26 protein-coding genes are annotated in these 25,607 nt (G+C 60.4%); 4 read left to right on the top strand and 22 right to left on the bottom strand.

Annotated features, from left to right (window positions below; genetic code table 11):
• Nucleotides 1–337: 337 nt before the first annotated feature.
• The gene (locus tag JWQ61_RS02585; protein WP_304359133.1) at nucleotides 338–1,039 is read left to right on the top strand and encodes a pirin family protein; all 702 of its coding nucleotides are present in this window, start codon (nucleotides 338–340) and stop codon (nucleotides 1,037–1,039) included.
• A 62-nt stretch (nucleotides 1,040–1,101) separates the two neighbouring features.
• On the opposite strand, the gene JWQ61_RS02580 is transcribed toward JWQ61_RS02585, so the two are convergent.
• The 5 genes from JWQ61_RS02580 to JWQ61_RS02560 all read right to left on the bottom strand — a co-directional run bounded on the left by JWQ61_RS02580 (nucleotide 1,102) and on the right by JWQ61_RS02560 (nucleotide 7,354).
• Nucleotides 1,102–2,025 carry a LysR substrate-binding domain-containing protein gene (locus JWQ61_RS02580; RefSeq protein ID WP_304359132.1) on the bottom strand — a complete coding sequence of 308 codons (924 nt, stop codon included), beginning with the start codon at nucleotides 2,023–2,025 and terminating at the stop codon, nucleotides 1,102–1,104.
• A 34-nt stretch (nucleotides 2,026–2,059) separates the two neighbouring features.
• Nucleotides 2,060–2,983, bottom strand: coding sequence for a DedA family protein/thiosulfate sulfurtransferase GlpE (locus JWQ61_RS02575; protein WP_304359131.1), 924 nt, complete (start codon nucleotides 2,981–2,983; stop codon nucleotides 2,060–2,062).
• Nucleotides 2,984–3,058: 75 nt separating this feature from the next.
• Nucleotides 3,059–3,763 (bottom strand): YoaK family protein, encoded by a 705-nt coding sequence (locus tag JWQ61_RS02570; protein ID WP_304359130.1) that lies wholly within the window; start codon nucleotides 3,761–3,763, stop codon nucleotides 3,059–3,061.
• A 116-nt stretch (nucleotides 3,764–3,879) separates the two neighbouring features.
• The gene (locus JWQ61_RS02565) at nucleotides 3,880–5,727 is read right to left on the bottom strand and encodes an amidohydrolase (protein WP_304359134.1); all 1,848 of its coding nucleotides are present in this window, start codon (nucleotides 5,725–5,727) and stop codon (nucleotides 3,880–3,882) included.
• Between the two features lie 208 nt (nucleotides 5,728–5,935).
• Entirely contained in the window at nucleotides 5,936–7,354 is a 1,419-nt protein-coding gene (locus JWQ61_RS02560; RefSeq protein ID WP_304359129.1) for a diguanylate cyclase, read from the bottom strand.
• A gap of 220 nt (nucleotides 7,355–7,574) precedes the next feature.
• Between JWQ61_RS02560 and JWQ61_RS02555 the strand changes: the two genes are divergently transcribed.
• Nucleotides 7,575–8,552 carry an NAD(P)H-quinone oxidoreductase gene (locus tag JWQ61_RS02555; RefSeq protein ID WP_304359128.1) on the top strand — a complete coding sequence of 326 codons (978 nt, stop codon included), beginning with the start codon at nucleotides 7,575–7,577 and terminating at the stop codon, nucleotides 8,550–8,552.
• 60 nt (nucleotides 8,553–8,612) lie between these two features.
• Here JWQ61_RS02555 and JWQ61_RS02550 read toward each other — a convergent pair whose 3' ends face one another.
• From JWQ61_RS02550 to JWQ61_RS02530, 5 genes are all read right to left on the bottom strand, one after another.
• The gene (locus JWQ61_RS02550) at nucleotides 8,613–9,908 is read right to left on the bottom strand and encodes a cytochrome c (protein WP_304359127.1); all 1,296 of its coding nucleotides are present in this window, start codon (nucleotides 9,906–9,908) and stop codon (nucleotides 8,613–8,615) included.
• 16 nt (nucleotides 9,909–9,924) lie between these two features.
• Nucleotides 9,925–10,680 carry a c-type cytochrome gene (locus tag JWQ61_RS02545; protein ID WP_304359126.1) on the bottom strand — a complete coding sequence of 252 codons (756 nt, stop codon included), beginning with the start codon at nucleotides 10,678–10,680 and terminating at the stop codon, nucleotides 9,925–9,927.
• 126 nt (nucleotides 10,681–10,806) lie between these two features.
• On the bottom strand, nucleotides 10,807–11,028 hold the full coding sequence (locus JWQ61_RS02540) for a hypothetical protein (RefSeq protein ID WP_304359125.1): 222 nt from the start codon (nucleotides 11,026–11,028) through the stop codon (nucleotides 10,807–10,809).
• A 154-nt stretch (nucleotides 11,029–11,182) separates the two neighbouring features.
• Nucleotides 11,183–11,596 (bottom strand): glycine zipper domain-containing protein, encoded by a 414-nt coding sequence (locus JWQ61_RS02535; RefSeq protein WP_304359124.1) that lies wholly within the window; start codon nucleotides 11,594–11,596, stop codon nucleotides 11,183–11,185.
• A gap of 132 nt (nucleotides 11,597–11,728) precedes the next feature.
• Complete coding sequence (locus JWQ61_RS02530) at nucleotides 11,729–13,027, bottom strand: NAD(P)/FAD-dependent oxidoreductase (RefSeq protein ID WP_304359123.1); 1,299 nt, start codon at nucleotides 13,025–13,027, stop codon at nucleotides 11,729–11,731.
• A gap of 347 nt (nucleotides 13,028–13,374) precedes the next feature.
• Here JWQ61_RS02530 and JWQ61_RS02525 point away from each other — a divergent pair, with 347 nt between their 5' ends.
• A complete protein-coding gene (locus JWQ61_RS02525; protein ID WP_120234716.1) occupies nucleotides 13,375–13,815 on the top strand; it encodes a universal stress protein in 441 nt (146 codons plus the stop codon).
• Between the two features lie 53 nt (nucleotides 13,816–13,868).
• Here JWQ61_RS02525 and JWQ61_RS02520 read toward each other — a convergent pair whose 3' ends face one another.
• The 6 genes from JWQ61_RS02520 to JWQ61_RS02495 form a co-directional block, all read right to left on the bottom strand.
• A complete protein-coding gene (locus tag JWQ61_RS02520; RefSeq protein ID WP_304359122.1) occupies nucleotides 13,869–15,926 on the bottom strand; it encodes a PAS domain-containing protein in 2,058 nt (685 codons plus the stop codon).
• Between the two features lie 147 nt (nucleotides 15,927–16,073).
• Nucleotides 16,074–16,502, bottom strand: a complete 429-nt coding sequence (locus JWQ61_RS02515; protein WP_120234715.1) for a response regulator — start codon at nucleotides 16,500–16,502, stop codon at nucleotides 16,074–16,076.
• A gap of 102 nt (nucleotides 16,503–16,604) precedes the next feature.
• Nucleotides 16,605–17,237 (bottom strand): response regulator transcription factor, encoded by a 633-nt coding sequence (locus JWQ61_RS02510; RefSeq protein ID WP_304359121.1) that lies wholly within the window; start codon nucleotides 17,235–17,237, stop codon nucleotides 16,605–16,607.
• 192 nt (nucleotides 17,238–17,429) lie between these two features.
• The gene (locus JWQ61_RS02505; protein ID WP_304359120.1) at nucleotides 17,430–17,744 is read right to left on the bottom strand and encodes a BON domain-containing protein; all 315 of its coding nucleotides are present in this window, start codon (nucleotides 17,742–17,744) and stop codon (nucleotides 17,430–17,432) included.
• 43 nt (nucleotides 17,745–17,787) lie between these two features.
• Entirely contained in the window at nucleotides 17,788–18,339 is a 552-nt protein-coding gene (locus tag JWQ61_RS02500) for a hypothetical protein (RefSeq protein ID WP_304359119.1), read from the bottom strand.
• A 58-nt stretch (nucleotides 18,340–18,397) separates the two neighbouring features.
• Nucleotides 18,398–18,607 carry a CsbD family protein gene (locus JWQ61_RS02495; protein WP_304359118.1) on the bottom strand — a complete coding sequence of 70 codons (210 nt, stop codon included), beginning with the start codon at nucleotides 18,605–18,607 and terminating at the stop codon, nucleotides 18,398–18,400.
• A gap of 342 nt (nucleotides 18,608–18,949) precedes the next feature.
• On the opposite strand from JWQ61_RS02495, the gene JWQ61_RS02490 reads away from it, so the two are divergent.
• On the top strand, nucleotides 18,950–20,566 hold the full coding sequence (locus tag JWQ61_RS02490) for an FMN-binding glutamate synthase family protein (RefSeq protein WP_304359117.1): 1,617 nt from the start codon (nucleotides 18,950–18,952) through the stop codon (nucleotides 20,564–20,566).
• A 48-nt stretch (nucleotides 20,567–20,614) separates the two neighbouring features.
• Here the strand turns inward: JWQ61_RS02490 and maiA are convergent, their stop codons facing one another.
• From maiA to ribBA, 6 genes are all read right to left on the bottom strand, one after another.
• Nucleotides 20,615–21,274, bottom strand: a complete 660-nt coding sequence (gene maiA, locus JWQ61_RS02485; protein ID WP_304359116.1) for a maleylacetoacetate isomerase — start codon at nucleotides 21,272–21,274, stop codon at nucleotides 20,615–20,617.
• 10 nt (nucleotides 21,275–21,284) lie between these two features.
• Nucleotides 21,285–21,980: a fumarylacetoacetate hydrolase family protein gene (locus tag JWQ61_RS02480; RefSeq protein WP_304359115.1), complete on the bottom strand. Its 696-nt coding sequence runs from the start codon at nucleotides 21,978–21,980 to the stop codon at nucleotides 21,285–21,287.
• 70 nt (nucleotides 21,981–22,050) lie between these two features.
• Nucleotides 22,051–23,229 (bottom strand): pyridoxal phosphate-dependent aminotransferase, encoded by a 1,179-nt coding sequence (locus tag JWQ61_RS02475; RefSeq protein ID WP_304359114.1) that lies wholly within the window; start codon nucleotides 23,227–23,229, stop codon nucleotides 22,051–22,053.
• A 106-nt stretch (nucleotides 23,230–23,335) separates the two neighbouring features.
• On the bottom strand, nucleotides 23,336–23,806 hold the full coding sequence (nusB, locus tag JWQ61_RS02470; protein WP_120234708.1) for a transcription antitermination factor NusB: 471 nt from the start codon (nucleotides 23,804–23,806) through the stop codon (nucleotides 23,336–23,338).
• Nucleotides 23,807–23,878: 72 nt separating this feature from the next.
• Nucleotides 23,879–24,364, bottom strand: coding sequence for a 6,7-dimethyl-8-ribityllumazine synthase (gene ribH / locus JWQ61_RS02465; RefSeq protein ID WP_014007410.1), 486 nt, complete (start codon nucleotides 24,362–24,364; stop codon nucleotides 23,879–23,881).
• A 100-nt stretch (nucleotides 24,365–24,464) separates the two neighbouring features.
• Nucleotides 24,465–25,577, bottom strand: coding sequence for a bifunctional 3,4-dihydroxy-2-butanone-4-phosphate synthase/GTP cyclohydrolase II (ribBA, locus tag JWQ61_RS02460; protein WP_014007411.1), 1,113 nt, complete (start codon nucleotides 25,575–25,577; stop codon nucleotides 24,465–24,467).
• Between the last annotated feature and the right edge of the window lie 30 nt (nucleotides 25,578–25,607).

The following is a 25,607-nucleotide window of genomic DNA, read 5'->3' as shown; positions in this document are numbered from 1 at the left end:
CATCGCATGGCCCTCTTTCCCTCTTCAAATCCGGCAGTTGACCACGCATTTGTTGCAAATAATTTCCATCCAGCTATCTATTTTCGAATTTTATGTTGCAGAACCCGTTTTTTAACCCTTACGGCGCCCACAAAGATTGATGCATGGTCCTGTTAGCCGCATAAACAAAGGCCCTTCCATAATGATCGATAAATTCGAACATACACCCCTATTTTTTCCGTTTTTCTTTTGATTTGGCAACGCGCATACTTCCTCCAGTTGCTTCAACACTGCATCCATCGCAACCATTCTTCATAGTGAAAAATGGCGCTGCCTGCAGTCACTGACGGAGAAAATCATGCTTCAAATTCGTAAAAGCGAAGAACGCGGCGTCGCCGATCACGGTTGGCTGAATTCGCATCATACATTTTCGTTCGGCCACTATTTCGACGCCGAACATACCGGCTTCGGACCGCTGCTGGTGATCAATGAAGACCGCGTAAAAGCCGGCCAGGGTTTCGGCACCCACGGCCACAGCGACATGGAAATCATTTCCTATGTGCTGGACGGTGCGCTGGAACACAAGGACAGCATGGGCACCGGTTCTGTCCTGCATTACGGCGATGTGCAAAGGATGAGCGCGGGCAGCGGCGTGCGCCACAGCGAGTTCAATCACTCGGCTGCCGCGCCTGTGCATTTCCTGCAGATCTGGATCAAGCCGAATGTCACTGGCATTCCGCCCAGCTACGAGGAAAAGCATTTCACGGTCGCGCAAAAGCAGGAACAGCTGCGCCTGATCGCATCGGCCGACGGCCGCGGCGACTCGGTGCTGATACATCAGGATGCGTCGATCTATGCAGCGATCCTGAACGGCGGCGAGCCGCTGCAGCACACGCTGGCAGATGGACGCAACGCTTATGTGCATGTGATACGCGGCCGCGTCAATGTCAACGGCGTCGAGCTGAACGGCGGCGATGCGGTGAAGGTGACGGCCGAGAATCTGGTCACGCTGGCCAATGCCGAAGCCGCAGAAGTATTGCTGTTCGACCTGCCTTATTGATCTGGCGGGCGCAGCAGAAGCTCAACAGGCCGGAACAGCGCTACGATGTCCGGCCTGTTTTTTTAGAGCGCTCCCGGCACATGGCGGATCAGGCGCGCCATGGCGTCGCTGTCGCGCATGCGCTCCATCCACCAGCTCAAGGCGGCGCCGTCGTCGCCGGTGCGCCACGCCAGCGAAAAGATTTCGTCCGGCTTCGGCTCTTCCACTTCTTTCACGACAAGGGCGCCAGAGGCAATCGCCGCGCGTGCGCACGGTTCCGGTAAAAAACCGAAGCCGATGCCCGCCAGCTGCAAATCGTATTTGCTGCGCATGTCAGGCACCGTCAGCGTGTCTTGCCCAAACAGCAGGCCCACCGTGCGCGACGCCATCTTGCGCGCCGAATCGGCCACGCTGATGGCGCGGTGCGGCAGCAGCTCGGCCTTGCCCAGCACCCGCTTCACCTTGGCCAGCGGATGCGTCGGCGCCACCACGAATACAAAAGAGATCGTACCCATCTGCTCGGCGATGTAGCCGCCGCCCGCCGGACCCTGCCCCGGCGCTGCGATCAGCAAATCGACACGCCGTTCCAGCAAGGCTTCCCAGGTGCCGGCCAGCGATTCCCTGGCGATGCGCAAGCGGGTTTTATCGGCGACGCTGCAAAAGGCGGATATGTCGGACTCCAGCGCCGCTACCGAAAACAGCGAGTCGATGCAGACCGTCAGTTCGGTTTCCCAGCCGGAAGCCACGCGGCGCACACGATGCTCCAGGTCTTCCGCCGCCTTCAGCAGATAGCGTCCTTCCTTCAGCAATTCGGCGCCGGCGCGCGTAAGCGCCACCTTCGGCCCCTGGCGCTCGTAGACCTGCACGCCCAGGTCCTGTTCCAGTTTCGATACGGTGTAGGAGATGGTCGAAGGAACCCGGTGCAATTCGCTGCCGGCGGCGGAGAACGAACCGCGGCGGTCGATGGCGTCAAGGATCAACAGCGCATCGAGACTGATTCTGAACATGGGGCTCCCGACAAAGAGGATAGAGAGGAAAGAATTAGGAATCGATCGCGTAGCCGGCCGCGATCCAAGCGTCGATGCCTCCTGACAGCGGCCGCACCTTCTTGTAACCCCTCAGCATCAGCTGCTTGGCGACCAACGCCGCCGAAGCTTCGTTCGGGCAGGCGCAGTAGACGATCACCTCCTGGTCCACCGGCGCATCGAACACGAAGCTGTTGATTTCCTGGTGCGAGATGGTGCGCGCGCCAGGGATGCGCCCGGCCTGCTGCGAAGCCGGCGAGCGGACGTCGACGATAGCCGGCGTGATGCCCTGCTTGAACAGCTGGTCCAGTTCCGCCACCGAGATGCGCGCCATGCGCAGAGACATGCGGAAGCGCCGGCGCTGCCACCATTTGCTGGCGACGAATATCGCAAAGCCGGCGGCGACCAGCATCATGCCGTACTGGCCGAGCTCGGTCAGCACGCTCAGCAGGTCGTCGATGGTGGTGCTGAACAGCGAGCCGAGGAAAATCGCCAGGCCGGCCCACAAGGCTGCGCCTATGCTGTCGTAGAGGATGAAGGTAGTGCGACTGGTGCCGATGGTGCCGGCCAGCGCGCTGGCGATGGAAGCAAAACCCGGGATGAACTTGGCGACCAGCAGCGAACGCGCGCCCCAGCGCGAATAGATGGATTCGGTTTGCCGCACGCAGGAATCGGGGGACAGCGAAATCCGGCACAAGGTAGACAACACTTTCCTGCCGTAACGCCGGCCGGCCATGTACCAGAGAAGATCGGCGATCAGCGCCGCCGCCACTGCCGTCAGCAACAGCACCGGCGCAGAATATTCGCCGCGGTGCATCAGGGCGCCGGTAATCACCAGGGTCGGATAAGCCGGCACCGGCGCTCCCAGCTGTTCGGCCAGCACATTGAAAAAGACGATGACCAGCCCATATTGCTCAATCAAATGAAACAGGTAGGTCATTTCTTTCGTCGCCTCGTTACATATCAAGGATTGCCAGATCGGCAATATCGGAATATCTCCGTAATTCCTCGACCATTATAAAGTTGATGGCGATCCCGCTTCGCCCTTTTCTGAAAGATATTCCGTGACCGCCAGCCAGACCAGCAGCGCCGCCGGCAGCAGCAGGGACAGGAACAGCAGGTACTTGTAGGCAAAGGCGCCGCCGATGGCGCCGACGCCGAACATCACCACCGGCCAGAAGAACTTGATGCAGCGCTGGCGCACCACTTCGTCCGCCGCGCCGCGCAGGATGTCAACCAGGTCGATCACCAGCTGGGTGACATTGCCGGTCATGACCGTGGTTGGCGTCAGGTGCTGCAGCACCAGGCGGCTGCTGGCGTTCTGCACGCCCATGCAGGCGGCGCCGCAGATGCCTGCCAGCAGGGCCAGCGGCGCTTCCGTATCGCCGAGCGGTTGCGCCAGGCAGCCGGCGCCCATGAACCCCAGCAAAAAAATCAGCTGCAGCACCAGCAGGTAAGGCATCGGCGGCCGGGTGCTGCGCTCGAGCCAGATGAGCGTGACGCGCGTCAGCGCCACCGCGAGTATGAAGGCCGGGAACGCCAGCAGCTTGATCAGCACACCATGCGAATGATTGGCCAGCTCGCTGCCGATCAGCACGAAGTTGCCGGTGACGTGGGCGGTGAACAAGCCGAACAGGGCGACGAAACCTACGGTATCGACATAACCGGCCAGGAAACTCAGTACGACCGATTGATGGGTCCTGCGATTGCTTGCCTGCATCCTGCATCCTCCGTCAAACTTAGGGCCGGTTAAGCTACGATTTTTGTTTTGTATAGCGCATAGTAATCCTCAAATCGTTCCCCGGCCGGACTTCTACCGGGCCGTCCGCAATAAGCCTAAAAAGCGAAGCAGCTGCAACCCAACGCGCCCCAGAATCCCGAATAGTCCGAAATCGGCACTGTCGATTTTCTTGCCGCATCGTGCGCATGGGCGTGCACGCCGCAGGCGCCTGCACATTGATGCGGCAGGGCCTGGCGCTGCTGCGGCACCGGACGATAGTGACCCGGCACATTCTTCACCGGCGACCAGTCCGGCAATACCGGGATCGGCGGCGGCGCCAGCGGCCCGAATTCTGCCGCGCCGTAGACAATCTTGCCGCCCACTACCGTCAGCACCGACTCCAGCGCCTTGATGCTGTCTTCGTCGACGCTGAAGAAGTCTGCCGACAATACCGCCAGGTCCGCCAGCTGCCCTTGTTTGATGCGGCCCTTCTTGCCCTGCTCGCTGGAGAACCAGGCGCTACCGTTGGTCCACAGTTCGAGCGCGGTTTCGCGCGACAGCCGGGCGGCGCTGTCATACAGCTTCATGCCGCCGACGGTACGTCCCGACACCAGCCAGTACAGCGCGGTCCAGGGGTTGTAGCTGGCCACCCGGGTGGCATCGGTGCCGGCGCCGACCGGCACGCCCATCTCCAGCATGCGTGCTATCGGCGGCGTGTGGGCGGCAGCTTCAGCGCCGTAACGGTCGACAAAATATTCGCCCTGGAACGCCATCCGGTGCTGGATGGCGATGCCGCCGCCCAGCACACGCACCCGTTCGATATTCTGCGGCGTGATGGTTTCCGCATGGTCGAAGATCCAGTGCAGGCCGTCGAAAGGAATTTCGCGGTTCACTTTTTCAAACACGTCCAGCATGCGGCTGATCGATTCGTTGTAGGTGGCATGCAGGCGGAACGGCCAGCGCTGCGAGACCAGGTGCCGCACCACTTTTTCCAGTTCGTCTTCCATGCCGGCCGCCAGTTCCGGCCGCGGTTCCAGGAAGTCTTCAAAGTCCGCCGCCGAAAACACCAGCATCTCGCCGGCGCCGTTATGGCGGTAGAAATCGTCGCCCTGGCCGGGTGTGACCATGCCGGTCCATTTCTGGAAATCTTTCAGCTCCTGCCCTTTGCGCTGGGTGAACAGGTTGTAGGCGATGCGTATCGTCAGCTGCTGGTCGCGCGCCAGCTGGTCGATGATGGCGTAGTCTTCGGGATAATTCTGGAAACCGCCACCGGCGTCGATGGCGCTGGTGAGGCCGAGCCGGTTCAGCTCGCGCATGAACTGGCGGGTGGAATTGACTTGCAGCTCGTGCGGCAAGGCCGGGCCCTTGGCCAGGGTCGCATACAGGATCATCGCGTTCGGCTTGGCAATCAGCATGCCGGTCGGATTGCCGGCGGCGTCGCGCTGGATTTCGCCGCCCGGCGGATTCGGCGTGTCCTTGGTGTAGCCGACGGCGCGCAAGGCGGCGCGGTTGAGCAAGGCGCGGTCGTACAGGTGGAGGATGAACACCGGCGTATCAGGCGCGGCGGCATTGATTTCTTCCAGGGTCGGCATGCGTTTTTCGGCGAACTGGAATTCGGTCCAGCCGCCAACCACGCGCACCCATTGCGGATGCGGCGTGCGCAGCGCCTGCTCTTTCAGCATGCGCAAGGCGTCCGCCAGCGAAGGCACGCCTTCCCAGCGCAGTTCCAGGTTGTAGTTGAGGCCGCCGCGGATCAGGTGCAAGTGGGAGTCGTTCAAGCCAGGGATCACGGTGCGGCCGTTCAGGTCGACCACCTGGGTCGCCGCGCCGCGGTGACGCATCGCCTCTTCCGCATCGCCCACCGCAACGAATTTGCCGTCCTGTATCGCCACCGCCGTCGCCAGCGGCTGCGTCTTGTCGACCGTATGGAAGCGTCCGTTCAACAAAATCATGTCTGCGCTCATGGTTTTTTCGGTTGGCATGATATCTCCTTATGCAATTAATTCGACATTAAAAACAGGAATCGATTTCTTTTGACTGGCATTGATCCAGCGCCAGTGAATTGCAGTATGGTCGAGGGAAAATTAAAAGAAAAACGGAAAATTTATAGGCAAATAATCGAATTTATCGATTATTGATTTAATGATATTTTTAATAAACAGACCGCCCGCTTCAGGCCATCTCATCCAGCAGCGTATGGCCGTATACCGTGAAGCGGCTTTTGCCCTGGCGCTTGGCCTGGTACATCGCTTCGTCAGCCTGGCGCATGGCAGAATCCCACTCCATGTTTTCAGCCTGGCACAGGGCGATGCCGATGCTGCAGCCGATACCGTCGCCGATGGCGGCGACGCGGCTGACGATGCGGCCGGCGACTGCGGTGGCGGTGGCTTTGATGGCGGCGGCGGGCGCCACCAGGCACACCACGAATTCGTCGCCGCCGACACGGCCGGCGATATCGCTGTCGCGCAGCACCGACCTGAGGGCGGCAGCCACCTCGATCAGCACGGTATCGCCGCGATCATGCCCGAGGTCGTCGTTGATGCGCTTGAATCCGTCCAGGTCGATGAACAGCAGCGCCACCGCATGGCGGCCCGGCAAGTCGCGGCTGCGCAAGGTTTCCGCCAGTTCCAGGAACAGGGAACGGCTAGGCAGGCCGGTCAGATCGTCCAGCCGCACCTGGTCCATCCTGACTTCCAGCATGGCGTTGTTCAGCGCCAGCAAACGGGCATCCTGCACCGTCTTCAGATAGACCTGGTTCATTTCGCGCAGGTAGATCAGCAGCAGCAGCGTGGCGGAAACCAGTGCGTTGCAGCGGCCGACATACCAGCCCACTGAAAACTGGCTGCCGCCGGCCATGGTGATGGCGTTGTCGCACAGCAGCGCAACCAGCGCCACCCCCAGCCATACATGCAAGACCGCCCGGAAGCGGGTGGCCTGCCACAGCACCAGCAGGGCTAAACCGGTGATCCCTTGCAGCAAGGGGCCGACGCCGCTGGTGACCACGCGATGAAAGTTACCGTTGTTGTCGAGCACCGGCAATTGCTCATGGAATGCCGTGACCAGGGCCAGGCTGGCGACCAGCGCCGCCGCCACCGCCGCCATCAGCCATTGCGCCATGCGTTCGGGATGGTAATGCGCCAAGGCCGGGCTCCACCAGCGGCTGGCGGCATAGGCCAGTATCCCCAGCGCCAGGCCGGCATGCCAGAAAAACCATAGCCAGATCGTGGTCTGCGGCCCGCCCAGCAATGCCCCTTGCGGCAGGAACATGTCAGGTAAAGCCAGGAACTGCAGCAGGAAAATCCCGGCGCAATAAAAGCAGGCGGCGCCGATATACAGCAGATCGAGTGTCCTGGTGGCGCGGTAGTGGGCAAAAATCAGGTAAGTGATGATGACGTAGGCGACCACGGTCGCAGTCTGATAGGAAGGCAGGAAGGCCGGCACCCGAGGCCCCATGACCGCTGCCACCGGCAGCAACAGCAGCGTTCCCAGCACGATCCCGACGCAGACCCACAATGCGCGCCGCCGCTGGCGGCTACTCGCCTGCCGCGTCGCCGGCGAAGCGCTGATAGGATGCCAGGCCGGCTTGGACATGGCTTTGTTGCCTGCATTACGTGCATTATGTGCGCGGTCGGTCATCGCCTGTTCTTTAAGCCCTTGACTGATTGAATTTCCATAAAGAAATCTTACCCATGAGCATCAAAATAATAACGTGAATACTTGTGCCGGGCTAATACAGAAAAGCTATTACTTGTGCTTTCAAAAGAGAAATTGGACTTGTCATACAATGGCTCTTTTACCTTGAGACCATGCCATGCGCGCTATCGAAATCACCCATCCCGGCGGCCCGGAAGTATTGCAGATCTGCGAACGCCCCCTGCCCTCGTTCAAGCCAGGTGAAGTCCTGATCAAGGTGCAGGCCGCCGGCATCAACCGGCCGGACGTGTTCCAGCGCACCGGCAACTATACGCCGCCGCCCGGAGCTTCCGATTTGCCAGGGCTGGAGATCGCCGGTGAAATCGTCGACGGCGATTTCACCGGCAGCCCATACAAGAAAGGCGACCTGGTATGCGCCCTGGTGCAAGGCGGCGGTTACGCCGAATACTGTTGCGCACCGACCGCCCAGTGCCTGCCGCTGCCAGAGGGATGGAGCGCGGTGGAAGCGGCGTCGCTGCCGGAAACCTTTTATACCGTCTGGAGCAATGTCTTCGACCGCGCCAAACTGGCGAGCGGTGAAACCCTGCTGGTGCAGGGCGGCAGTTCCGGCATCGGCGCGGCGGCGATCCAGATCGCCACGGCGCTCGGCCACCGGGTATTCGCCACCGCCGGCTCGGATGAAAAATGCCGCGCCTGCGAAGCGCTGGGCGCCGAACGCGCGATCAATTACCGCACTGAAGACTTCGCCGCCGTCATCAAGGCTGCGACCGACGGCAAGGGTGTCAACGTGATCCTGGACATGGTGGCCGGCGATTACGTGCCGCGTGAAATCAGCTGCCTGGCCGACGACGGCCGCCTGGTTTTCATCGCCACCCTGGGCGGCAACAGCGCCAATATCGATTTCCGCCACATCATGATGCGGCGCCTGACGATTACCGGCTCGACCCTGCGGCCACGGCCGATCGCCTTCAAGGCTGCCATCGCCGCCCAGCTGCAGGAGCGCGTCTGGCCGCTGCTGGCGGCAAAAAAAATCAAGCCGGTGATCTTCAAGACCTTCCCGCTCGAGCAGGCGGCGCAAGCACATGCGCTGATGGAAAGCAGTTCGCATATCGGCAAGATCATGCTGACCGTATAAGCCGCAACAAAATAAAAAAAGCAGCCTGACGGCTGCTTTTTTTTATGGAAGATCACGGTGCTAATCCAGCGGCACCGCACGATAACGGTTGACCTCGGCTGCGCTCACGATCGGCGCCTTGTTGCCCCAGCTGTTGCGGATATACGAGACCACTGCCGCCACTTCGCTATCGTTCAAGGCCGGCCCGTAAGGCGGCATGCCGTAGGGACGCGGATTGGCGGCGGTGCTCGGCGCAAATCCGCCGTTGAGGACCACCCGGATCGCATTCACCGGCGCCGGCATGGTGATCGCGTGATTGCTTGCCAGCGGCGGATAAGCCGGCCACTGGCCCTTGCCGGAAGCCTGGTGGCAATCGATGCAATGGTTTTTGTAGATCTTCTGGCCCAGCTCCATCACCCGCGCCACTTCGTCCGGACTGGCGCGTTCCTTGGGCTCCGAGGCTTCCTTCTGGCGCGGCAAGGATTTCAGGTAGACCGCCATGGCGCGCACATCCTGGTCGCTCAGGTGCTGCAGGCTGGCGCCCACCACCTCCGCCATCGGTCCCAGCACCGTACCGCGCGGCGAGACGCCGTTTTTCAGCAGGCCTGTGATGTGCTCGATATCCCAGTCGCCAAGGCCGATTTCCTGGTCCGAAGTCAGCGACGGCGCATACCAGTTCACCACCGGGATAAAACCGCCGCCCAAGTCCGCCTTCAAGTCGGTGCCGCCCAGGGCATTGCGGGTGGTGTGGCAAGCACTGCAGTGGCCCAGCCCCTGCACCAGGTAGGCGCCGCGGTTCCACTCGACCGATTGCTGAGTCTCGTCCTGATACGTGCCAGGCCGGAAATACAGGGCACGCCAGCCGTAGAGCAGGAACCGGTTGTTATAGGGAAAACGCAGATCGTGCTGACGGTTCTTCTGCTGCACCGCAGGCACGCTGCGCAGATAGGCGAACATGGCGTCGGCGTCGCTGCGCGTGACCTTGGTGTAGTTCGTGTACGGAAAAGCCGGATACAGCAGGCTGCCGTCTTTCGATTTGCCGTTGTGCAGCGCTTGCCAGAAATCGTCGGCCGACCAGGAGCCGATGCCGGTTTCCTTATCGGGCGTGAGATTCGGCGCATAGATGGCGCCGAACGGCGTCTGTATTGCGCGCCCGCCGGCCAGCTCCTTGCCGCCGCGCGCCGTATGGCAGGCCATGCAGTCGCCGCCCTGCACCAGGTAAGCGCCGCGGCTTATCTGCTCGGCAGGATTCACTATAGTTTGCGCCGGCTGCGGCGGTGCGCTGCGGTCGTCGGCATTCAAGGCCACCACGACCACGACAGCCGCAATGATCAGTAACAGCAAACCAGCCAGCACCCACTTGAGTAGTCGTTTCATTCTGCGCTCTGCTTCATCAAGGGTTGGCCGGAGGGAGGAGGATGCTGCCGCAAGCCAGCGGCAGCTTGGCCGTGGTGGGAGCGGCCGCAGTAGCGTCGGCAGGCACCGGCTGCGCCGCCAGCCAGGACGCCACCGCGCCGATGTCTTCCGCACTCAGGCGCTGCACTACCTGCGCCATGCAGTCGGGCGCCACGGCGTGGCGCGCGCCGTTTTTCCAGGCGCCGATCTGGCCCACCAGGTAATCGCGCGGCAGGCCGAGCAGACCTGGCGTGGTCGGCAAAACGCCAGTCATGGCGCTGCCATGGCAGGCGATGCAGGCCGGGATCTTCTTGGCAGGGTCGCCCTGGTTGACCAGGGTTTCGCCGCGCGCCCGCGTCGCGCTCGACGGATCGGGCGGCTGCGGCGGTGGATAAGGCGGATGCTGGTCCGCAAAATACTGGGCGATTTCCTGCAGGTAGGCGTCCGACAGATGGTCGACCAGGTAAGTCATCATCGGATACTGCCGGCGTCCTTCGCGAAAATTGTGCAGCTGGTTGTAGAGATAACCGGCCGGCTTGCCGGCGATGCGCGGGTAATAACCGTCGTTGGTAGCGCGTCCCTGCTCGCCATGGCAGGCGGTGCAGGCGGTGAGGCGTTGTTTGATGGTGTCTGGGACCGGACCGGCATCTGCCTCGGCCGCAGTGGCGAAGACAGGCGGCAGCGCGGCCGCAAGGAAAAACAGGAACTGTGCGCCAAGACGGCGCCTGGCCGGTCTTACCGAAAGAATCGACATGATTTTCCTGCTTATTGTTGGATTTTTTGGGAAGGCGTTCTCAGTGCGATTATAAACTAGCAATTCGGGTCGGCAGCCGCCGCAAAGGCTTTTCCGGCTGGACAAATTGTCCCAGCCCGGGGACGGTCATTTCGGCGGTTTCTGCGGCACCAGCGGCTGGTCGATGGTGGTGCCGGGCTCGTTCACATACATCTGCTCTTCGACGATATCGAGCTGCTGGCTGCCATCCAGCGCGTGTCCGGTCCAGCGCTCGGCGGGATTCACCGGCTGCATTTTTTTCTGAATTTCTTTCTGTATTTCTTTCTTACTGTGCTTGGCGCCGGTCGCTACATGCTTGGTTTTTTCCACAGCAGTCTCCTCCATGTATTGGCCAGCTGTCGCTGGCCTTTTCAATATAGGACGTATGGCGCCTGGCGCATAGCAAAGAATCCGGCGCGCCAATAAAAAACGCCGGTCCAGATTCTCATCTGGACCGGCGTCTGCCGTTTAATTCAGCCTCGGATCAGCGGTCGTAGTAACCGCCCCGATATTGCTGGCGATAGTAGTCGCGGTTTTCCACATAGACCGGAGCCGGACGGTAATACACCGGGGCTGGCCGATAATAGACCGGCGCAGGCTGGTAATAAGTCGGCTGAGGACGGTAGTACACCGGCGCAGGCTGCGCATAATAGCCTTGGCCGCGATCGTAATAGCCACGGTTGTCGTCGCGATAGCCGCCGGAAGTCGCGCCCACCGCGGCACCCAGCACGCCGCCGACGATCGCGCCGTTACGGCCGCCCACGGCGCCGCCGATGACAGCACCGGCCACCGCGCCGATGGCGGTGTTGGCGCCATCGTTGTAAGCCAGGGCAGAGGTTGAAACCGCAGCAGTCGTGCTGGCCAGCAGCGCAACACATATCCATTTTTTGTAAAGCATGATTGACTCCTTCAAGGGTCGTATAGTCACAGACCGCTAAGTCCACGGCTGTTGATTTGAACTATAGACCAACTTTCCGGGAAAGCATGCAAACGATACATACTTTTACATCTGAACAACATGCTTACAAAGTCAGTGCAGCTTGACTGAGGGCTTGGCATGCTTCATCAGGCTGCTGGCGGCAGCGGTAACGCCGGTGCGTACCGGCCCCAGCAAGGCGTTCAGGTGCATCAGGTGCAGGCTGGAATACATCATGCGGGCGAAGAAACCGTCGACAAACCAGCCAAGCTTGGTCAGCGAGCCCATCAGGGTGCCGACCGAGGTATTCCGGCCGAACGACACCAGCGAGCCATGGTCCTTGTAGACGTAGGGCGTATCCAGCGCCGCCTGTCCTTTATTCGAGCGCACGAACATCTCCAGCAGGTAGTCAGCCTGCTGGTGCGCGGCCTGGGCCCGCGGCGGCACCATTTTGCCGTCGGGACCGACGCAAGCCGCGCAATCTCCCAGCGCGTAGATATTCTTGCTGCCGGCGACCTTGAGCATACCGTCGACTTCCAGCTGGCTCGATTTGGTCACCGGCAAACCCAGGGTCTTGAGGAAATCGGGCGCCTTGATGCCGGCCGACCATACGCACAGGTCGGACACATAATTGTTGCCGTTGGCGTCGGTCACGAAATTTTCCGCGATGGCCGCGACGCGGCAATCGGTGACCACCTTCACTTCGCGTTCCTGCAGCAGCTTGGTGGCGGCCTTGGAAACCCGCTCGGTCAGCGGCGCCAGCAAACGCGGCGCGCCTTCCAGGATAGTGATGCGGACGTCGCGGTTCGGGTTCAGGTGCGGAAAATCGTAGTCGGTGTAGACGCTGCTGGCGTCGCGCAATTCCGCCGCCAGTTCGACCCCGGTGGCGCCGCCGCCGACGATCACGATATCGACGCCCGCCTCCGGATTCTTTTCTTTCTGCAGGTCCGCCAGCGCCAGCATTTTCAGCAGGCGCAGCCGGAAATGTTCGGCGTCTTCGGTCGTGTTGAGCGAAATCGTATTTTCCTCGGCGCCGCTGATGCCGAAATAATTGGAAACGCTGCCGACCGCAATCACCAGCTTGCTGAAGCCGATCTGGCGCGGCGGGATCAGTTCCTGCGCCGATTCGTCCAGCACCGCATCCACCGTGATCGTGTTGTTGACGCTGTCGAGCGCCGTCATGGCGCCGTAGACGAAGCGGAATTTATTGTCATGCGCCAACATCTGGTAAGACAGGCCTTCCTGATGGATATCGCGCGTACCCGCAGCAACTTCATGCAGCGACGGTTTCCAGATGTGGTACAGCGCCCGGTCCACCAGCGTGACGTGGCCGCTCCCCAGCTTGCGGCCGAGCTTGCAAGCCAGCTCCAGGCCGCCGGCGCCGCCGCCGACAATCACGATTTCATCCGACATCCATTTTTCCTTCGACTTTTTATTGATCAATCACGTTGCGAAACGCTGAAGCTTGCGCAGTCCAGAATCGGCGCACTACGCGCCAAGTCTACTTTTATAGTGCTGCATAGCGCAATAGTGCCGTAGTTTTGCCGCTTTTTGATCAGGCGCCGCCAATTTGCAGTATTCGGGGGAAATCGGCAATGCGCCAAAAACGGCATGGAGAGAATCCGAAAATCCGCTTTCATCATGCAAAACCGGCGCTGGAAAACATCGCAGCAAATACCCAAATGGCCTCTGGTTGACAGCCCCAGACTGCGCTATGATGAAACCAGAGACCATTGCAAATATAATTTTCAGGAGGGTATATGTACCGGAAAATTCTCGTCGCCTACAATGGCACGCCCGAAAGCCGTTCTGCCCTGTATTCCTGCATCCAGCTGGCGCCAGGCCCTGACGTCGAGGTCCACCTGCTGGGGGTCATCAACCTCGCCACCTACCTGATGGCAGGCGAATTTGTCGCCGAATCCGCCATCAGGGCTGAAAAAACCCTGCTCGAACAAGAACTGATCAAAGGCCACAAGCTGCTCAGCGACGCTGGCATCAAGGCAATCGACCATTTTGAAAGCGGCGAACCGGTGAATGTGATCAGCGACCTGGTCAGCAAACTGGCGATAGACCTGGTGATCGTCGGCCATTCACGCAAGAAACCGATGGCGACCCGCTGGTGGCGCGGCTCGGTCGATACCCTGCTGGTCGAGAAAGTACCCTGCAGCGTACTGGTGGCGACCGATCCCTGCCCGCCGTAAGCCTGCACTGCACCAGGCTGGTGCTCCCAGCCTTCCGCACTGCGATCGCCTGCTTATGCCTTAGGCGCATCCGCCTGCTCCAGCACCGGCAATTCGATCACCACCGTCGTGCCCTTGCCTTCGCCGCCGGCAAAGCGGACTTTCCCGCCCAGGTAAGTGGCCCTTTCATGCAGGCCGCGCAAACCGTGGGTGGTGGTGTTTTCAAAACGCTGCTGCGACATGCCGACGCCGTTATCGCGCACCGTCAGCGCCAGCCGGTCTTCGTCGATGTCGAGAATCAAATCGACCTGGGTGGCTTGGGCGTGCTTGGAGACGTTGTTCAGGATTTCCTGCAGCATGCGGTAGACCGCGATTTCGATCTTGTGATCGACCGCAATGTCTTCATCCGGCAAGCTGGATTTGCAGACAATCTCGGTGCGCCGGCCGAAATCTTCCAGCTGTTCGACAATCGCCGCTTTCAAACCGAACAGCTCAAGCATGTTCGGCCGCAATTCGATCTGGATCCGGCGCGTGGTCGCCACCAGTGAGCTGAGCAGGGTTTGCATCTGCGCCTGGCGCTGCTGCCAGTGCTCGTTCTCCGGCAGGATCTTGTAGACCCCTTCCAGGTGCATGCTGAGCGCCGTCAGGGACGCTCCCATATTGTCATGCAGCTCGCGCGCAATCGCCCGCTTCTCTTCTTCCCGTATGGTTTCCATGTGGTTGGCCAGTTCGCGCAGCAAGGCGGTGCGCTGGGCGATGGTGCGCTCCAGCTCCAGTTCGCGCTGCCTGAGCGAATCTTCGGCGCGCTTGCGCTCGCTGATGTCGGTGGCGATGCCGACCACGCCCATGACCCGCCTCTGCTGGTCGAACCATGGCGCCTTGGTGGTCTGGAATGTCACCATGCCGCCTGGCAGCTGCGCCGTCTGCTCCAGCGTTTCCGAGACCCCGCCGCTCATGATGCGGGCATCATCCCTGTCGATGCGCGCCGCATCTTCTTCGCGCGCGAACAGTTCGCTGCTGCTGCGATGCTTGGCCTCTTGCCACTTCAGCCCAAGCTGGCGCAAATAAGCCGGGTTGGCGAAAATCAGGCGCCCCTGGCGGTCTTTCACGAAAATCGGATCGTTGGTATTGTCGCTCACGGCAATCAGCAAGGCGGTGGCTTCGGCCAGCTCCGCTGCGCTTTGCAGGCGCGCTCCGTATTCGCGGTCGACCTTGCCGGCGGTGCGCCAGAAAATGAACAGCACCAGTACGCCGTCGATCAAGGTCAGCAAAGGCGGCACCGAGGTGCGGTCGTAGAATCCCTGGCGCGCGCCCCAGTCCGCCAGCCAGTGCAGCGCGACCAGCAGCACCAGCATCTGCGGCAGGGAGCGGCGCAGCATCTGCCCGCCCGGCGCATGGCGCGTGATGATCGCCATCAGGCGCCGGTGCGGGCGCGACATCAGCAGCGCCATGCCGAACAACAGGAAAGCGATGGCCGACAGCCAGGGAATGCTGGTGGCATAGACCATCTGGGTCATTGCCGCGACGTTGTACAGGTAACCCAGCAGCGGGATTGCGCTTAAGAATGTGAGGGAGATCGCCAGGTATTCGGCCAGGTGGCTTTCCTTTTTGCCGCGGCGGTCAAGCAGGAGCAAAGCCAGTCCGCACAAAATGAAACCGATGGCCACCATGGGATGCAAACCGCTCGGGTTGCGCAAACCGGGCTGCGGCGCCAGCGCCGAAAGGACGATCTCAAGCCAAGCGGCATTATGGAAGGCTTCTTGCCAAAGCGCGGCGCCGGCAAACAGCAGCAGCAACACAGCCAGCGCTTGCGCTATAAACCTGATCGCTTTTTGCGGCCTGGCCGCCAGGCATTGCAGCAGCAGGCTGCCGGCAGCCAGTAAAAACCCGGCCGCGGTGTTGGCCCGCATCAGCGGCAGCTGCGAAGTCGGAAACGGCAGCGTTACCTGGTAGACGCAGGCAATCAGCACCACGGCGGAAACGATCATCAGCGCCGCGCTCACGACGATGGCGGCGATGGTGGTGCGCGATACATAGGTGCGCGTCGCGGCGAGACTTTCCAGCGCGCGTGTCTTCAGCAGATCCTGGTAGTGAGGATTGCCTAGCCCAGCCTCGTGGCTGTCTGTCGTCAAGTCGCCTCCCGCAAGTTCATGTCGGTCATTATGTCCAGCAGAGGTCATGGCAAAAAAGGGCAGCATGAAAGCACAAAACCCGCCGGATGCCAGCGGGTGAGTATGACTGAAAGCGTTTCAAACAGCCAGCGGACGGCAACCGCCCGATCAGTGATCAGGCAGCCCTGTCCCCAATGCTGCCAGCAGATCGCGCAGCTTGGTGAATTCGGAACTTTTATCGAAGAAGAAACGCACGCCGTATTTCGCGCCGGCGCGGCGAAAAGCGTTGCTGACGTTATTGCTGAAGATGATTTTCAGGGAATTGAGCGGTTTGTGCGATTCCGCCAGGGTACGCAACAGGCTCATGCCATTGCCCTCCTTGAGTTCGATGTCCAGGATCAGCACATCAAATGGCTCGGCATCGATTTTTTTCAATGCATCCCCTTCCCCCTCGGCAAACCCGGCAAATACCACACCGGGAATTTCGCTCAAGGTATCAATCATCAAATCCCTGACAGCCACTGAATCTTCCACCAGAAAAATCCGCAACGGCGTGGCGCCGGATTTGGCTATATCGGAGGTTGTTGTATGGTCCATTTTGTTTGGCGACTATCTTGCAACATCCCTCGCTTCAATTCATGCATTGCGCCAGGCCGGATGGGCAACTGGCATTTCTTGCACACGGCACGATCGCATCCTCTAGTCGATCAGGTTGTTCTTGATCGCATAATAAATAATATCCGCGTTGCTTGCCATGCTCATTTTCTGCAGCACGCGGGTACGATAAGTGCTAATGGTCTTTACGCTGAGACAAAGCTCCTCGGCAATCTTGGTCACCCCTTCCCCCTGGCTCAGTTTATAAAAAATCTCGTATTCGCGCGCTGACAGTGATTCATGCAGCGGCGTGTTTTCATTGCTGGCGGGATCGGCCGTCAACAGCTCGGCCACCGCATAGCTGATGTACTTGTGGCCTTGCAATATGGTCTCGATCGCCTTCACCAGTTCCGTCGCCAGCGCCTCTTTCTGCACGTAACCGTCGGCGCCGCTGCGCAGCACCTGCACCGCATAACGGCTCTCCGGATGCATGCTCAGGATCAGCACCGGCAGCAGCGGCTTCTCGCGCTTGATCTGTTTCAGCACTTCGACCCCGCTCTTGTCCGGCATCGCGATGTCGAGCAGCACGATGTCGTAATCCTGCGAACGGATCAGCCGGATCGCTTCCTGCGCATTGGCGGCTTCCCCGGTGATTTCCATCTCCGGGATGTCGGCAATAAAATACTGGACGCCGGCACGGACTACCGCATGGTCGTCAACCACCAAAATTTTTATCATCTATTCAACCGTCGCAATCAGATAAGTTATCCGGCCAGCATGTGACGTGGTCCGACTGCCGTCAATGTAAATGCTATAAATCCAGTGTATATCCGTTTCCTGCATCTGTTCAATACCTCATCTTGCACTTCGCCCGGAATTCCTGTCCGCCGGCCGCTTCCATTCTGGCTCCGGCCGGCGGACAGGCGGAACCTATTTCAGCAAGATATTGTTCTTCACCGACTTCACGCCCTTGACCCCGGCCGCCACTGCAGAAGCCCTGGCGGCATCATCCCGCTGCGCCACAAAACCGCTCAGCTGCACCACGCCCTTGAAAGTCTCGACATTGATTTCAGCCGATTTCAAGCTTGGCTCGTTGAAGATTTCAGCCTTGACCTTGGTCGTGATGACGGCGTCATCCACGTAGCCGCCAGTGCCTTCCTGGGTAGAGGTCGCAGCGCAGCCGACCAGGGACACCATGCAGAGTGCGAAGAAAAAAGCCGAGATGCGTTTATGAAAAGTGGTCATGGGAAGTTCTCCTTAAATTGGTGCTGTCAAAATAGCTTGCTTATTATTTACCGGCGTCTGCCTTGGCTGCGGCGACGCAGTCATCCTTGGCAGCGCCTGCCAGCGCATCGCACTTGGCCATCGCAACCTTGTATCGCGCATCGGCCCGTTCTTCCCGGGCATCGGCCTTGGACTTGGAAACATCTTTCTGCGTGTTGGCGTCGGCTACTTCGTTAACCTTATCTGCCTTTGCCTGCTTGATACAGACGTCCTTGGCGTTACCCGCCAGGCCATCGCATTTTTCCTTGGCTACCGCGTAGTCGGCGTCAGCCTCCGATTTACGCGCGCTGGCTACGGCTTTCGGGGTATTTTTATACTCGGCTTTTGCATCTTGCTTGGTGTGCTCACGCGTGGCCTCGGCTTGCTTGAGGCAAACGTCCTTGCCGTTGCCGCTGAGCTGGTCGCATTTCACCTTGTCCCCCTTGTAGGTGGCGTCAGCCAAGTCTTGTGCCGCCTTGTAGCTGTCTTTGGCGCTGTCTGCCGCCAGGGCCAGCGAGGTGCCGCTGAAGCCGGCCACGCCGATCAGCATGGTGGCGAGGATTTTATTGATAGTCATGTCAATGTCCTTTCTTCGACTTATGAATGTCATTGCTCAATCATGGTGAAAAAGGCATTCAGAACTGATCCTTCTGGCGCTTTTCGAACTCGTGGATCTGTTTTTCAACTTCGTCCTTCTCGATCCCGTAGGCTTCCTGGATGCGGCCTGCCAGCTGGTCGCGCTTGCCGGCGATCTGGTCCAGGTCGTCGTCGGTCAGCTTGCCCCATTGTTCCTTGACGTTGCCCTTGAATTGTTTCCAGTTGCCTTGAATAGTGTCCCAGTTCATTGTGCACTCCTTAATAGTTGTCAATTCGGGTTATCAATTCGGGTTGTCAATTCAATGCCTGGCCGGTTTTTATTAACGCGGCTGGCCTGACATGCAAGGGCGCTCTGCGGAGCGATGGCGCCCGGTCGGCGCTGATTACTACCCTTGCATCGGTGAGTCCATACTAACCAGCCGCCCCATGCGGCGCTATAGGACAGGGACCGATGTCCTTGTAGGACAAACGGAAGCGCCGTCCGCACGAAATGCGCTGCCAATGTGTAAAATTGTCAGCCTGCTACTGCCCGATGCGGTTTTCCACAAGCGAACCGCCATTGCAGCCGCAATCTTAAAAGGAAGGAAATCATGAGAGTCAGTCGTTATCTAAGTTTCTGGGCAGTGCTGTCGCTGACTTTGCTGCTTGCCGCCGGCGCCGCGGCCGGCAAGATGGGATGGTGGTGGGCACTGCTCCCTGCCCTGCTGACCGGACTCGGCATCTGGGACATGAACCAGCGCAGCCACGCGATCCTGCGCAACTATCCGCTGATGGGACATTTCCGCTTCCTGTTTGAAATGATCCGCCCCGAGATGCGCCAGTACTTTTTCGAGAGCGACAACGACGGCGCGCCGTTTACCCGCAAGGAACGCAGCCTGGTCTACCAGCGCGCCAAGGGCGAAGTCGACAGCCGGCCGTTCGGCACCGAGCTGGACGTCAAGCTGCGCGGCTATGAATGGGTCGGCCACTCGCTGGCGCCGACCATCATCGCCAGCCACGATTTCCGCGTCACGGTCGGCGCTGAACGGGCGCAGCCGTATTCGATGTCGGTCTTCAATGTCTCGGCGATGAGCTTCGGCGCGCTGTCGGCCAATGCGATCCGCGCGCTCAACCGCGGCGCCAAGAAAGGCGGCTTCGCACACGACACCGGCGAAGGTTCGATCTCGCCCTACCATCGAGAATTCGGCGGCGACCTGCTGTGGCAGATCGCCTCCGGCTATTTCGGCTGCCGCAATGGCGACGGCAGCTTCAACGAAGAAAAATTCGTGGCGCAAGCCACTACTCCGCAAGTCAAGATGATCACGGTCAAGCTGTCGCAGGGCGCCAAACCAGGCCACGGCGGCGTGCTGCCGGCGGCCAAGATCACGCCGGAGATATCGGCCACGCGCGGCGTGCCGATGGGCGTCGACTGCATCTCGCCGGCCACCCATTCGTCGTTTACCAATCCTATCGGCCTGCTGGAATTCATCCAGAAACTGCGCACGCTGTCGGGCGACAAGCCGGTCGGATTCAAGCTGTGCGTAGGCCATCCCTGGGAATTTTTCGGCATCGTCAAAGCCATGCTGCAGACCGGCATCCTGCCTGACTTCATCGTGGTCGACGGCTCCGAAGGCGGCACCGGCGCGGCGCCGCTGGAGTTTGTCGACCACGTCGGCATGCCTTTGCAGGAAGGTTTGCTGCTGGTACATAACACCCTGCTCGGCGCCGGCCTGCGCGACCGCATCAAGATCGGCGCCAGCGGCAAGGTGATCACCGCCTTCGACCTGGCGCGCACGCTGGCGATCGGCGCCGACTGGTGCAACTCGGCGCGCGGTTTCATGTTTTCGCTGGGCTGCATCCAGTCGCAGAGCTGCCATACCGACCGCTGCCCTACCGGCGTCGCCACCCAGGACACCGGCCGCCAGAAAGCGCTGGTAGTGCCTGACAAGGCCGAGCGCGTGTACCGTTTCCACGAAAGCACGTTGCACGCACTGCAGGAACTGGTGCAAGCCGCCGGCTTGCCGCACGCCTCGGCGCTACGCGCGCATCACATCGTGCGCCGCACCTCGGACCATGAGGTGAAGCTGATGTCTGACTTGCTGCATTATCTGCAGCCGGGGGATTTGCTGAACCAGAAATACCGCTATCCGGTATTCGAGAAATACTGGCCGATCTCGCGCGCAGAGAGTTTCCATCCTGCGGCGCCGATCCAGGCCAGCGTCGGATAAAAAAAAGCCAGGGTTGTTAACCCTGGCTTTTTGTTTTCTGGCGCTGGTTCAGGCCTCGGCATCCGGCTGGTTCTGCGGCGCCGCCTTGATAAAGGCATCCAGTTCCTGGCAGTTCTGGTAGATGCCCATCACGGTCGGCATCGCCGACAGATCGCATTTCAGGCGCTGCGCATTGAAAATCTGCGGCACCAGGCAGCAGTCGGCCAGCGTCGGCGTATCGCCGAAACAGAACTTGCCGGGCCGGCCATCGCGGGCCAGCGTCACTTCCAGCGCCGCCAGACCGCTTTCGCACCAATGCCGGTACCAGGCGTTCTTGGCGTTTTCATCGATTTTCAGTTCGTGCACCAGGTAACGCAATACGCGCAAGTTGTTCAGCGGATGGATATCGCAGGCAATCGACAAGCCAATGCTGCGCACAAAAACCCGGTCCAGCGCGTCCGGCGGCAGCAAGGCTGGCGCGGGCTGGATTTCTTCCAGGTATTCCAGGATCGCCAGCGACTGCGTCAGCACCGCCTGGCCGCCGGCGGCGTCCTCGACCAGGGTCGGCACCAGGCCGTCGCTGTTCAGGGTGCGGTACATCTGGCTCAGCTGCTCGCCGCCGTGCTTCAGCAAATGCACCGGCACGGTATCGTAGGACATGCCTTTCAGGTTCAAGGCAATCCGTACCCGGTAGGAGGCGGAGCTGCGGAAATAACTATACAGTTTCATCGATATCTGCTCAGACCAGGCGTACGCGCAGATCGCCGACGCCGGCTACCGAGCCTTCCAGCAGGTCGCCCTTGCCGACAGCCGCAACGCCGGCCGGGGTGCCGGTAAAAATCAGGTCGCCGGCCTGCAGTTCAAAGTAGGCAGACAACTGCTCTATGGTCTCGGCGATGTTCCAGATCATCTGGTTGATATCGCCCTTCTGGCGCAACGCACCGTTTACATCCAGGTGGATATCGCCTTGCTCGATGACGCCGGTGGCGCCGACCGGATGGATGGGTGAAATCGGCGCCGAATAATCAAAGCCCTTGCCGGTGCACCATGGTCGCCCCAGTTTCTTGGCTTCGCCCTGCAAATCGCGGCGCGTCATGTCGAGCCCGACGGCGTAGCCCCAGATGTGCTTGACCGCTTCCGCCGCCGGGATGTTCTTGCCGCCGGTGGATAAAGCCACCACCAGCTCGATTTCGTGATGCAGGTCCTGCGTCATCGATGGATAAGGCATCTCGCCTATGCTGCCGTGGGCGACCGGCAGCACCGCATCGGCAGGCTTCATGAAGAAGAACGGCGCTTCACGGCCGCTGCTGCCCATTTCCTTGGCGTGTTCGGCATAATTGCGGCCGACGCAATAAATCCGGTGCACCGGAAACAATTGATCGCTGCCGGCTACGGGGACGGCTGCTGCCGGTTTGGGAGGAAAAACGAATTGCATGGAAGCTCCTTTTTCAATACCGCCGTCATGCCGGCAGCAAACAATGTCTGAACTCACGGTCTGTTGATATTTAACTCTTGCCGAGAAACTGCCCCAGGCGACGTACCGCTTCTTGCAGGTTCTCCATCGAGGTCGCGTACGACAGGCGGATGTAATGCTGCGCGGTGTAAGGGCCGAAATCGAGGCCGGAAACCATGCTGACGCCGGCCTGGTTCAAGACTTCCTTGACGAACTTGTCGGCGTCGTCGCCTTCCTTGCACAGCGCACTGCAATCCGCATACACATAAAACGCGCCGTCCGGCATCACCGGCACCTTGAAACCCAGTTCGACCAGCGCCGGCACCAGGTAATCGCGGCGGCGCTTGAATTCGCTCTTGCGCTCTTCGTACAAGGCCAGCGAAGCAGGCTCGAAACAAGCCAGCGCTGCGTGCTGGGCAATCGCCGAGGGGCAGATGAACAAGTTCTGCGCGAGTTTTTCGATAGGCGCCACCAGCGATTCCGGCAGCACCAGCCAGCCGAGACGCCAGCCGGTCATGTTGAAGTATTTGGAGAAACTGTTGATGACGATGATGTCGTCGCCCAGCGACAGCGCCGAAAACGGTTCGCCTTCGTAGCTCAGGCCCTGGTAGATTTCATCGACGATGGAGAAACCGCCCTTGCCGCGCACGGTAGCGATGATCTTGGCCAGCTCGCTGTGCAGGATCGAGGTCCCGGTCGGATTCGACGGCGACGCCAGCAGCACGCCGCGCGTATGTTCGCCCCAGTGCTCCTGCACCATCCGGTCGGACAGCTGGAAGCGCTGCTCCGGACCGCTGGCAATCATTTTCGCCTGGCCGTCGAAAGCGGCGACGAAGTGGCGGTTGCAAGGATAGGACGGATCCGGCATCAGCACTTCGCTGCCCTTCTCCACCAGTGCGGCGCAAGCCAGCAGCAAGGCGGCCGAAGCGCCGGCGGTGACGACGATGCGCCCGGGTGCGATATCAAGGCCGAATACCTGGCGGTAATGGGCTGAGATCGCTTCCCGCAACGCCGGCAAGCCAGTGGCAGAGGTGTATTGCATCTTGCCGTCGGCCATGGCCTTGGCGGCGGCTTCGATCACCAGCGGCGCCGCGGTAAAATCAGGCTCGCCGATACCCATGTGGATAATGTGGCGGCCTTGCCGTTCCAGCGCTGCAGCCATTTTTGCTAGCTCCATCACATGGAACGGTGCGATGTTGTCGAGGCGTGAAGCCAGATGCGAGAATGTCATGAATGCTTTTCCGAATGGCGCGGCGCCGCCCGCTGGCGCCTCGCCTGAAACACGGAACCGATGCGCTAACGCGGCATCCGCGGCTCCGCCTACATTGATTGCTGGATCAGGATTTCTTGCCGGCGCCGATTTCCGTGGCGCGCGTCTTGGCGGCAAACTTGTCCAGCACGCCGTTCACATATTTGTGGCCATCGATGCCGCCGAACGATTTGGTCAGTTCGACCGCTTCGTTGATCACCACGCGATAAGGAATTTCAACGTGGTTCTGCAGCTCGAAAGCACCTATCAGCAAAGCCGCGTGCTCGACCGGCGACAGCTCGCTGATCTTACGGTCGATCAGCGGCTCCAGACCGGCGCGCAACGAGGCAACGTCCTTGATCGCACCGTACAGCAGCGAGTTGAAATGCTCGGCGTCGGCCTTGTCGAAACCGTGCGCCTGGCGGATGTTTTCGCTAATCGCTGTCACGTCTTCATTGTTCAACAGCCATTGGTACAGGCCCTGCAACGCGAATTCGCGCGCGCGGTGACGTGGCGTGCGGCTCTTGCTCGGATTGGCGTGCAAAGTTTTATTAGTCATAATTTTTCCAGCTATCGTTCACATACAAAAATACACGGCCGGCGCCGGCGGCGCCCAGCCTGGCGCAACATCTTATTCTTCGCTGGTGGCTTCCGCCAGCTCTTCCAGCGCGATCGCCAGGTTGGCCATTTCCACCGCCACCCGCGCGGCGTCGGTGCCCTTCTCTTCCATCCGCGCTTCAGCCTGCTCGTCGTTCTCGGTGGTCAGCACGGCGTTCGCAATCGGGATGCCTGCATCGAGGCCGACGCGCGTGATGCCGGCGCCGGATTCGTTGGAGACCAGCTCGAAATGATAAGTCTCGCCGCGGATCACGGCGCCGATCGCGATCAGCGCGTCGAACTGCATGGTTTCCGCCATCTTCTGCAGCGCCAGCGGAATTTCCAGCGCGCCGGGCACGGTGACGTGCAGGATGTCTTCATCCGCCACGCCCAGGTGCTTCAGCTCCGCCAGGCAGGCCGAGATCAACCCGTGGCAGACATCTTCATTGAAGCGGGCTTGCACAATACCGATGCGCAAATCTGCACCATCCAGATTGGTTTCGTAAATTCCGACTGTCATGGCTTTCCTCTTATGCGCACCTGGCGCTTATCTACTGATGATTTACAAAAAAACGTTACGGGAACACGTTGCAACAAACACTACACTAGGACCCTGCTCTTCAGGCATTCGGCTTGTTCTGGTAGCCGGTGACTTCCAGGTCGTAACCTGTCATCGACGGCATCTTGCGCGGACTGGCCAGCAATTTCATCTTGCCGACGCCGAGGTCCTTCAGGATCTGCGCGCCGATGCCGTAAGTGCGCAGGTCGACCCGCGGCGGCGGCGGCTTGACGCCGCTGCAGGCGGCTTCCAGCGCCGCGAACTTGGCGAAAATCTGGTCGGCCGATTCTTCGCAGTTGAGCAACACCACCACGCCGCACGGCGAAGCGGAGATGGCCGCCAGCGCCGACGCCATGTTCCATGAATGGTTGGTGGCTTCGGTTTCCAGCAAATCCAGGATGGATACCGGCTGGTGCACGCGCACCAGGGTTTCCACATCCGGCGCCGGCGTGCCGTGCAGCAGGGCCAGGTGGGCGCCGCCGCTTGGCGTGTCGCGATAGGCAATGGTCTTGAACGTGCCCTGGGCAGTGTGGGTAGTGCGTTCGGCCAGGCGTTCGACGATGCTTTCGTGCTGGCCGCGGTAATGGATCAGGTCGGCGATGGTGCCGACCTTGAGGCCGTGTTCCTTGGAAAATTCCAGCAGGTCCGGCAGGCGCGCCATGGTGCCGTCTTCCTTGAGGATTTCGCAGATCACCGCAGCCGGCGTCAGGCCTGCCATTTCGGTCAGGTCGCAACCGGCTTCGGTATGGCCGGCGCGCATCAGCACACCGCCCTTGCGCGCCTTGATCGGGAAGATATGGCCCGGCTGCACGATATCGCCAGCCTTGGCGCCAGGCGCCACCGCTACCTGGATGGTGCGGGCGCGGTCAGCCGCGGAGATGCCGGTGGTGACGCCTTCGGCGGCTTCGATCGATACCGTGAAATTGGTGCCGTAGGCGGTGCCGTTGCGGCTGGTCATCATGCCCAGGTTGAGCTGGTCGCAGCGTTCCTCGGTCAAGGTCAGGCAGACCAGGCCGCGCGCATATTTCACCATGAAATTGATGGCTTCCGGCGTCACAAAATCGGCGGCGAGCACCAGGTCGCCCTCGTTTTCACGATCTTCCTCATCCACCAGAATCACCATGCGCCCGGCACGGAGTTCAGCAATGATTTCCTCTGTTGTTGCAATTGACATGTTTCGCCTTGGAGATAACCGGCACGGAGG

This window comes from Collimonas fungivorans (assembly GCF_028292705.1).
Classification (GTDB): domain Bacteria; phylum Pseudomonadota; class Gammaproteobacteria; order Burkholderiales; family Burkholderiaceae_D; genus Collimonas; species Collimonas fungivorans_B.
This window is presented reverse-complemented; position numbering and strand designations above follow the sequence as displayed.

Coding starts and splice junctions, on each gene's coding strand:
- JWQ61_RS02585 (WP_304359133.1), top strand. CDS start 338: ATGCTTCAAATTCGTAAAAGCGAAGAACGCGGCGTCGCCGATCACGGT.
- JWQ61_RS02580 (WP_304359132.1), bottom strand. CDS start 2,025: ATGTTCAGAATCAGTCTCGATGCGCTGTTGATCCTTGACGCCATCGAC.
- JWQ61_RS02575 (WP_304359131.1), bottom strand. CDS start 2,983: ATGACCTACCTGTTTCATTTGATTGAGCAATATGGGCTGGTCATCGTC.
- JWQ61_RS02570 (WP_304359130.1), bottom strand. CDS start 3,763: ATGCAGGCAAGCAATCGCAGGACCCATCAATCGGTCGTACTGAGTTTC.
- JWQ61_RS02565 (WP_304359134.1), bottom strand. CDS start 5,727: ATGAGCGCAGACATGATTTTGTTGAACGGACGCTTCCATACGGTCGAC.
- JWQ61_RS02560 (WP_304359129.1), bottom strand. CDS start 7,354: ATGTCCAAGCCGGCCTGGCATCCTATCAGCGCTTCGCCGGCGACGCGG.
- JWQ61_RS02555 (WP_304359128.1), top strand. CDS start 7,575: ATGCGCGCTATCGAAATCACCCATCCCGGCGGCCCGGAAGTATTGCAG.
- JWQ61_RS02550 (WP_304359127.1), bottom strand. CDS start 9,908: ATGAAACGACTACTCAAGTGGGTGCTGGCTGGTTTGCTGTTACTGATC.
- JWQ61_RS02545 (WP_304359126.1), bottom strand. CDS start 10,680: ATGTCGATTCTTTCGGTAAGACCGGCCAGGCGCCGTCTTGGCGCACAG.
- JWQ61_RS02535 (WP_304359124.1), bottom strand. CDS start 11,596: ATGCTTTACAAAAAATGGATATGTGTTGCGCTGCTGGCCAGCACGACT.
- JWQ61_RS02530 (WP_304359123.1), bottom strand. CDS start 13,027: ATGTCGGATGAAATCGTGATTGTCGGCGGCGGCGCCGGCGGCCTGGAG.
- JWQ61_RS02525 (WP_120234716.1), top strand. CDS start 13,375: ATGTACCGGAAAATTCTCGTCGCCTACAATGGCACGCCCGAAAGCCGT.
- JWQ61_RS02515 (WP_120234715.1), bottom strand. CDS start 16,502: ATGGACCATACAACAACCTCCGATATAGCCAAATCCGGCGCCACGCCG.
- JWQ61_RS02510 (WP_304359121.1), bottom strand. CDS start 17,237: ATGATAAAAATTTTGGTGGTTGACGACCATGCGGTAGTCCGTGCCGGC.
- JWQ61_RS02505 (WP_304359120.1), bottom strand. CDS start 17,744: ATGACCACTTTTCATAAACGCATCTCGGCTTTTTTCTTCGCACTCTGC.
- JWQ61_RS02500 (WP_304359119.1), bottom strand. CDS start 18,339: ATGACTATCAATAAAATCCTCGCCACCATGCTGATCGGCGTGGCCGGC.
- JWQ61_RS02495 (WP_304359118.1), bottom strand. CDS start 18,607: ATGAACTGGGACACTATTCAAGGCAACTGGAAACAATTCAAGGGCAAC.
- JWQ61_RS02490 (WP_304359117.1), top strand. CDS start 18,950: ATGAGAGTCAGTCGTTATCTAAGTTTCTGGGCAGTGCTGTCGCTGACT.
- maiA (WP_304359116.1), bottom strand. CDS start 21,274: ATGAAACTGTATAGTTATTTCCGCAGCTCCGCCTCCTACCGGGTACGG.
- JWQ61_RS02480 (WP_304359115.1), bottom strand. CDS start 21,980: ATGCAATTCGTTTTTCCTCCCAAACCGGCAGCAGCCGTCCCCGTAGCC.
- JWQ61_RS02475 (WP_304359114.1), bottom strand. CDS start 23,229: ATGACATTCTCGCATCTGGCTTCACGCCTCGACAACATCGCACCGTTC.
- nusB (WP_120234708.1), bottom strand. CDS start 23,806: ATGACTAATAAAACTTTGCACGCCAATCCGAGCAAGAGCCGCACGCCA.
- ribH (WP_014007410.1), bottom strand. CDS start 24,364: ATGACAGTCGGAATTTACGAAACCAATCTGGATGGTGCAGATTTGCGC.
- ribBA (WP_014007411.1), bottom strand. CDS start 25,577: ATGTCAATTGCAACAACAGAGGAAATCATTGCTGAACTCCGTGCCGGG.